This is a genomic window from Streptomyces sp. O3 (genome assembly GCF_054788135.1).
The window spans coordinates 1-7,565 of sequence record NZ_JBTVYK010000105.1; the positions used below are offsets into that span (position 1 = coordinate 1).

Sequence of the window (7,565 nt, forward strand, 5' to 3'; positions counted from 1 at the left end):
CCTGTCGGGTCTGGTGGGGTGGTTTTTTTTTTTAAGCCCCCGCCCCACGCCCCCCCGGGGGGCGGCGCGGCCGTCACCGGGGGCGCGCCCATGACGCGCGCGTCGCCGCCGACGGGTGTGCCGGCACCGGTCGGCTCGGCCGATACGCCGCGCCCGCCCGGCCCGGCGCTCACGTCCCTGGTTCCCTCAGCGCCCGACGCCGCGCGGAGTGGCTGGGCGTCTTCGGCTGCCAGGGTGCCGTTGTGGCGACCGGTGGCCCGTTCCGCGGGAGCGGCCCACTCGGGTGGCCGCCAGGACCGTCGCACGCCTTCACCGCTGCGGAGAGGCTCGGGTGCGAGCCCCTGCTCCGGGGCCGGAGCCGAGGCCGAGGCCGAAGCTGGAGCTGGAGCTGGAGCTGGTGACGAAGTCGAGACCTGAGCCTGAGCCGGTGCCCGGCCCATGGCCGGAGTCGGAGCCGGGGGCCGAGCCGCGGTCGGGGTCAGGGTCGGGTCCGGGGCCAGGGCCGTGTGGGACGCGAAGTGGTCGGCCGCGTGGATCAGGTCCTCCAGGTGGCGGGACAGTCGCGCGACGCTGCCCTGGCGGGCGAGCAGCAGGAGGGCCTGGACTACCGGGCCTACGCGGTGGCGGGGTACGGCGATGGCCTGGGGCCGTACCGGGGCCCCGGTCGGCGCGATGTCGGTGCGCCGACGGTGGACCAGCGCGCGCAGCGCGGCGTCCAGATCCAGATGCGCGCCCTGCATCCAGTCCGCGAGCTCCTCGTGCGCGAAGCGGTATCCGGCGCCCGCGGGGACCAGCACACCCTCGGTGAGGACCGCGGAGGCCCAGCCGGTGGCCCACGGAAAGAGGGCCTCGAACGCGTCCCGGTCGAGCTCGCCCTGTCCGGGCCCGAGCGAGCACCGCGCCGCCTCGTGCAGCTGCCCGGACACCTTCGCCGCGAGCCTGCGCACGGCCGTCCCGCGCAGCCGCAGCGGCGCCGCGAGGCGTACCGCGACCCGCAGGCACACCAGGTCCAGGTACGCGGTGAAGATCTCCGCACGCCCCGGACGCCCCTCGGCCGTCTCGGGCAGCGCCGCCCTGACCTCGGAGAGCAGCCGCAGGGCGAGGGGGTGCGCGGCGACCTCGGGGGCCACCGCGCCGTCCGGAACGCCGAACCGCGCGCGTGCCCGCGCGGCCTGGGGTTCGGGCAGGTCCGCCAGCCACACGCAGGCGGGCAGCCGTGCGGGGCCGTCGGCCGCAGGCAGAAAGCCGGAACCGTCGGAGGCGGGCTGCCGCCCAGAGCCATCGCCCGCGCGCGAGAAACCGGCGCCACCGCAAGTGGGCGGGCACCCAGGTCCGTCGTCCGCAGGCTGCCGCCCAGAGCCATCGCGAGCGGGCAGCCATCCGGGCCCGTCGCCCGCGCGCGGAAAGCCAGGGCCGTCGCAAGCGGGCCGCCCAGAGCCGTCACCCGCGCACAGGAAGCCGGAACCGCCGGAAGCAGGCCGCCCCCCAGAGCCGCCGTCCGCATGCAGGAAACCCGGACCATCGCCAGCGGGCCCCCCAGAGCCGCCATCCGCGCGCAGGAAGCCGGGGCCGTCGGAGGCGGGCCGTCCGGGGCCGTCATCCGCGGGCAGCCGTCCGGGGGCGTTGACCGCGGGCAGCCGTCCGGGGGCGTTGACCGCGTGTACGAAGCCAGGGCCGTCGACCGTGTGCAGGAAGCCGGGCGGGAAGTACGCCCCGGCCTGTTCCCAGTAGGCGGGCCCGCAGGCCACGACCAGCCTGACGCCCGTGTCGCGCAGCCAGTCGACGGTCCCGGCGGTCCACTCGGCGAGCCGGTGTGCCAGGGCGGGCGGCATCTCCTCGGGGCAGTCGAGCAGCAGGAGCAACGGCCGCCCCGCGTCCCTGGCCAGCCGGGCGACCCGGTCGGGGCCGATGTCGCCGAGCCCCTCCACGCCGCCGAGCCCCTCCGCCCCCGCGCCGCTGGGTCCGCCAGGCCCGCCGTGGTCCGCCGAGGCCGCGATGATGCGGCCCGCGTCCTGGAGTGCCCGTGCCACGGCGTCCGCGATCGAGGCGTCGTCGGCGCGCAGTCCTGCGCCGCGCAGCCAGACGGTGGGGGCGGGCTCGACGCCCCGCGCGCGACGCCCGGCCAGCGCGGCGAGTTCGGTCGTACGGCCGGTGCCCGGATCGCCGACGAGCGCGATCACATACGCGGGCGAGGCGAGGAAGTCGGCGAACGCGCGCACCACGTCGGGCCGCTCCACCGGGAGCGGTCCGGGGCCCGACGGCCCGCCCGCCGCGTCACGCGGGCCGTCGGATCCCACCGACGTGGCGGTCAGGTGCAGCGCACCGGCCAGGTTCAGGTCACGCCCGTACGCGGGGACGGTCGCGGCGTTGCGGCGCAACAGCCGGGCGAGCGGGCCGTCGGGGCACGCGGCCGCGGCTTCCCGCAGCGGTACCGCGAAGCCCGCCGCGGTCCGGTGCCCCGCCGCGAGCGCGGTGCCCAGGACGGCGAGCACCGCGCCCGTCTCGACGTCCAGGACCGGTCCGCCCGCCGCCCCGCCGCCCAGGCGCAGCGCGTCGCTGCCGTCGGTGCCGATCGCCAGTTCCACGGCCGCGGGGACGAGGTGTGAGCGGTCGGTCGCGGTGTACGTCACCGGGGTACCGGTGCCCAGGACGCGCGCCGCGCGCCAGCCGCACGCGGCGATCCGCACATAGCCGCCGGTCGCCAGGCCCGCCCGCAGGGTGACGGGCAGCGGTCGCACGCCGAGCCCTTCGGCGCGTACGAGCGCGAGGTCGGCCTCGGGCAGCGGGGTGACCGCGTCGTCGGCGACGACGCCGGTGCGGCCGTCGGGGCCGTGCAGCACCAGGCCGGTGAGGCCGTCGACGGCCTCGTGGCTGGTGATCAGTGTGCCGTGGTCGTCCGCGGCGAAGGCGGTCCCCCGTGGCCGTCCGGCGAGGTCGCAGATCCGTACCAGCGCGTCCTCCCGGTCCACGGTCCGGGGGCGGTCCCCGGTCCGGGAGTCCCCTGCCGCCATCGTCGAACCTCCACGCCACGCCCGCTGTCACCGACCGTAGGGCGATCGTGATCAGCGGAACAGGAGGCCAACCGGATGCGCCCCCAAAGCCCCCCGGCTTCACTTCGAGCGCCTGCCCAAAGGGGTGAACCGGCGCGGGCGCGCCGGGTGGACGGGCCCGGTGCGGAGTGCCAGGCCCGTCCCCGCACGTGGAGAGCCCCGCACGTGGAGAGCCGCGCCACGGTGGCGTCAGCGGCCTCGCCGCGGGCGCGCGGCCCGCCCTCCGGGCGGACGGCGCGCCTCGCCGCGTGTCAGGCGAAGACCGCCAGGCTCTTCGCCTTGCCGCGCTGGCCCTCGACCAGCGCGAGGAACCGCCCGTCGGGCCCGAACACGGCGACCGGGCGGCCGGAGCCGTACTCCTCGGGGAGTTCGAGCCGTACGCCGTTCAGCAGCAGGCGGCCCCGCTTCTCGTCGACGTCCCAGCGCGGGAAGGCCGCCGCGGCCGCCTCGGCGACCGGCATCACGGTCAGCTCCTCCTGGTGCTGGTCCAGGGTGCGGGCGGAGTCGAGCTTGTACGGGCCGACCCGAGTGCGCCGCAGCGCCGTGAGGTGCCCGCCGACGCCCAGGCCGGCCCCCAGGTCGCGGGCCAGCGCGCGGATGTACGTACCGGACGAGCAGACCACCGAGACGACCAGGTCGAGTACCGGGGTGCCGTCCGCGGCGACCGCGTCGCGGACGTCGTACACCGTGAAGGAGGAGACGGTGACCGGGCGGGCCGGGATCTCGAAGTCCTCGCCCTCGCGGGCCCGCTTGTAGGAGCGCTTGCCGTCGATCTTGATCGCGCTGACCTTGGACGGCACCTGCATGATGTCGCCGCTGAGCCTCGCGATCCCGGCGTCGATGGCGTCGCGGGCGACCTTGGAGGCGTCGGCCGACGAGACGATCTCGCCCTCGGCGTCGTCGGTCAGGGTGTTCTGGCCCAGCCGGATGGTTCCGAGGTACTCCTTCTCGGTCAGCGCCAGGTGGCCGAGCAGTTTGGTGGCCCGCTGGACGCCGAGTACCAGGACCCCGGTCGCCATCGGGTCGAGCGTCCCCGCGTGTCCGACACGCCGGGTCCTGGCGATCCCGCGCATCTTGGCGACGACGTCGTGCGAAGTGAAGCCGGACGGCTTGTCGACTACGACAAGTCCGTCCGGCGTGGTGTCGTGCTGGCTCATTCGGCGGCGTCGCTCCCGGAGGCGGCGTCCGCCGCGTCGGCCTCGCCCGGCTTGCGGTACGGGTCGGCGTCACCGGCGTACGCGGCGCCCGATGAGGCCTCGCGTACCTTGGCGTCGGACGCGCGGGCCTTGTCGAGAAGGTTCTCGATGGTCTTCGCGTTCTCCGGCAGGGCGTCGGCCACGAAGGCGAGCGTCGGGGTGAACTTCACGCCCGCCGCCGCGCCCACCGCGGAGCGCAGCACGCCCTTGGCGCTCTCCAGGCCCGCGGCGGCGCTCGCCCGGTCCTCGTCGTCGCCGTAGACCGTGTAGAAGACGGTCGCCTCCCGCAGGTCACCGGTGACCCGAGTGTCGGTGATGGTCACATGCGAACCGAGGCGCGGGTCCTTGATGCCGCGCTGCAGCTTCTCGGCGACCACCTCCCGGATGAGGTCCGCCAGCTTCTTCGCCCGAGCGTTGTCGGCCACTGGTCCGTCTCCCTCTTTCTTGCTGTCCAGCTGTTCGTTCAGCTGTGCTGCTGTGTGGTTCCGTCGTGCGGTCCCACTCGGTAAGTCTCTGTGTCTTCGCGTCGGTGCGACAGCGCGGGCGCCGTCAGTCGTCCTCGTCGCCGTGGAACCGCCGCCGTACCGACAGCAGCTCCACCTCCGGCCGCGCGGCGACCAGCCGCTCGCAGCGGTCCAGTACGTCCCTGAGGTGCCCGGCGTCCCCCGAGACCGCCGCGAGGCCGATCCGGGTCCTGCGGTGCAGGTCCTGGTCGCCCACTTCCGCGACGCTGACCGCGTACTTGCGCTGGAGTTCGGCGACGATCGGGCGGACGACCGAACGCTTCTCCTTCAGCGACCGTACGTCGCCGAGAAGCAGGTCGAAGGACAGTGTCCCCACATACATGCTGATCCGGATGACCCGCCGGTACGGGATCGACGCCCCGCCAACCTCTTGGCAGGGACATCCAAACCGTACACGCAACGGCCGGGGCCGATCGACGGGAATTTCCTCCCGCCGACCGGCCCCGATCCGGCGTGGTTACGCCGGTTGAGTCGCCGGGCGGTCAGCCGCGCGGCTTCTCGCGCATCTCGTACGTCGCGATGACGTCGTCGATCTTGATGTCGTTGAAGTTTCCGAGGTTGATACCGCCCTCGAAGCCTTCGCGGATCTCGGTGACGTCGTCCTTGAAACGGCGCAGACCGGAGATGGTGAGGTTCTCCGCGATGACCTTGCCATCGCGCAGCAGGCGCGCCTTGGTGTTGCGCTTGACCTCGCCGGAGCGGACCAGCACACCGGCGATGTTGCCCAGCTTGGACGAGCGGAAGATCTCGCGGATCTCCGCCGTACCGAGCTCGACCTCCTCGAACTCCGGCTTGAGCATGCCCTTGAGGGCCGCCTCGATCTCCTCGATCGCCTGGTAGATGACCGAGTAGTAGCGGACGTCCACACCCTCGCGGTCGGCCATCTGCGTGGCACGCCCGGCGGCGCGCACGTTGAAGCCGATCACGATGGCGTCGGAGCCCATCGCCAGGTCGATGTCCGACTCGGTGACCGCACCGACGCCGCGGTGCAGGACCCGGATGTCGACCTCTTCGCCGACGTCGAGCTGGAGCAGCGAGGACTCCAGGGCCTCGACCGAACCGGACGCGTCGCCCTTGATGATGAGGTTGAGCTGCTCGACCTCGCCCGCCTTGAGCACCTTGTCGAGGTCCTCGAGGGACACCCGGCGGGTGCGCTTGGCGAACGCGGCGTTGCGCTCACGGGCGGCACGCTTCTCGGCGATCTGACGGGCCGTACGGTCCTCGTCGACCACCAGGAAGTTGTCTCCGGCGCCCGGAACGTTGGTGAGGCCGAGGACGAGGACCGGGGTCGAGGGACCCGCCTCTTCGACGTTCTCACCGCGGTCGTCGAGCATCGCGCGGACGCGGCCGTGCGCGTCACCGGCGACCATCGTGTCGCCGACGCGCAGGGTGCCGCGCTGGACCAGGACGGTCGCGACGGCGCCGCGGCCCTTGTCCAGGTGGGCTTCGATCGCCACGCCCTGCGCGTCCTGGTCCGGGTTAGCCCGCAGGTCGAGCGAGGCGTCCGCGGTGAGGACCACGGCCTCCAGGAGGGAGTCGATGTGCAGACCCTCCTTGGCGGAGATGTCGACGAACATGGTGTCGCCGCCGTACTCCTCGGCCACCAGGCCGAACTCGGTGAGCTGGCCGCGCACCTTGGTCGGGTCGGCGCCCTCGACGTCGATCTTGTTGACCGCGACCACGATCGGCACGTCGGCCGCCTTGGCGTGGTTCAGCGCCTCGATCGTCTGGGGCATCACACCGTCGTTGGCCGCCACCACGAGGATCGCGATGTCGGTCGACTTGGCGCCGCGGGCACGCATGGCGGTGAACGCCTCGTGACCCGGCGTGTCGATGAAGGTGATGCGCCGCTCTTCTTCGTTGACCTCGGTCGCGACCTGGTAGGCACCGATGTGCTGGGTGATGCCGCCGGCCTCGCCCGCGATGACGTTCGTCTTGCGGATGGCGTCGAGCAGTCGGGTCTTACCGTGGTCGACGTGACCCATGACGGTCACCACCGGCGGACGCGCGGCCAGGAGATCCTCGCCGCCCTCGTCCTCGCCGAACTCGATGTCGAAGGACTCGAGCAGCTCGCGGTCCTCCTCCTCGGGGCTGACGATCTGAACGGTGTAGTTCATCTCGTCGCCGAGCAGGTGCAGCGTCTCGTCGGAGACGGACTGCGTGGCCGTGACCATCTCGCCGAGGTTCATCATCACCGCGACGAGCGACGCCGGGTTGGCGTTGATCTTCTCGGCGAAGTCGGTGAGCGAGGCACCGCGCGACAGGCGAACGGTCTCGCCGTTGCCGCGAGGCAGCATCACGCCGCCGACCGACGGGGCCTGCATGGCCTCGTACTCCTGGCGCCTCTGCCGCTTCGACTTACGGCCACGACGCGCGGGACCGCCGGGACGGCCGAAGGCGCCCTGCGTGCCACCACGGCCGCCGGGACCGCCGGGACGGCCACCGAAGCCGGGACGACCGCCGAAGCCGCCGCCACCGCCGGGACGGCCACCGCCGCCGCCGAAGCCGCCGCCACCGCCGGGACGACCGCCGCCGCCGGGACCGGCCGGACGACCGGCGAAGCCGGGACGACCGCCGCCGCCGGGACGGCCACCGCCGCCGCCGGGACCACGGCCGCCGCCGCCCGGGCCCGGACGCGGGCCGGCAGCGGGACGCTGCGGCATCATGCCGGGGTTCGGACGGTTACCGCCGCCGGGACGCGGGCCCGCCGCGCCGCCCTGCGGACGGGGCATGTTGCCGGGCGAGGGACGACCGGCCTGGCCGCCCTGGCCCTGCGGCTGTCTCTTATACACACT

Annotated in this window: 4 protein-coding genes and 1 pseudogene; all 5 read right to left on the reverse strand. The window is 73.8% G+C overall.

Annotated features, from left to right (window positions below; translation table 11 throughout):
• Positions 1–3,011 (reverse strand): annotated as a pseudogene (locus ACX6XY_RS29640) (hypothetical protein); the annotation flags it as partial.
• 290 nt (positions 3,012–3,301) lie between these two features.
• Positions 3,302–4,207 carry a tRNA pseudouridine(55) synthase TruB gene (truB, locus tag ACX6XY_RS29645; RefSeq protein ID WP_460337564.1) on the reverse strand — a complete coding sequence of 302 codons (906 nt, stop codon included), beginning with the start codon at positions 4,205–4,207 and terminating at the stop codon, positions 3,302–3,304.
• Complete coding sequence (rbfA, locus tag ACX6XY_RS29650; protein WP_460337567.1) at positions 4,204–4,671, reverse strand: 30S ribosome-binding factor RbfA; 468 nt, start codon at positions 4,669–4,671, stop codon at positions 4,204–4,206. The genes truB and rbfA overlap by 4 nt, the downstream gene beginning before the upstream one ends.
• 124 nt (positions 4,672–4,795) lie before the next feature.
• On the reverse strand, positions 4,796–5,092 hold the full coding sequence (locus ACX6XY_RS29655; RefSeq protein WP_460337570.1) for a DUF503 domain-containing protein: 297 nt from the start codon (positions 5,090–5,092) through the stop codon (positions 4,796–4,798).
• Positions 5,093–5,252: 160 nt separating this feature from the next.
• On the reverse strand, positions 5,253–7,565 hold a 2,313-nt coding region (gene infB / locus ACX6XY_RS29660), incomplete at its 5' end, for a translation initiation factor IF-2 (RefSeq protein WP_460337573.1).

Excerpts from the sequence above, each read along its gene's own strand:
- truB (WP_460337564.1), bottom strand. The coding sequence starts at position 4,207 with ATGAGCCAGCACGACACCACGCCGGACGGACTTGTCGTAGTCGACAAG.
- ACX6XY_RS29655 (WP_460337570.1), bottom strand. The coding sequence starts at position 5,092 with ATGTATGTGGGGACACTGTCCTTCGACCTGCTTCTCGGCGACGTACGG.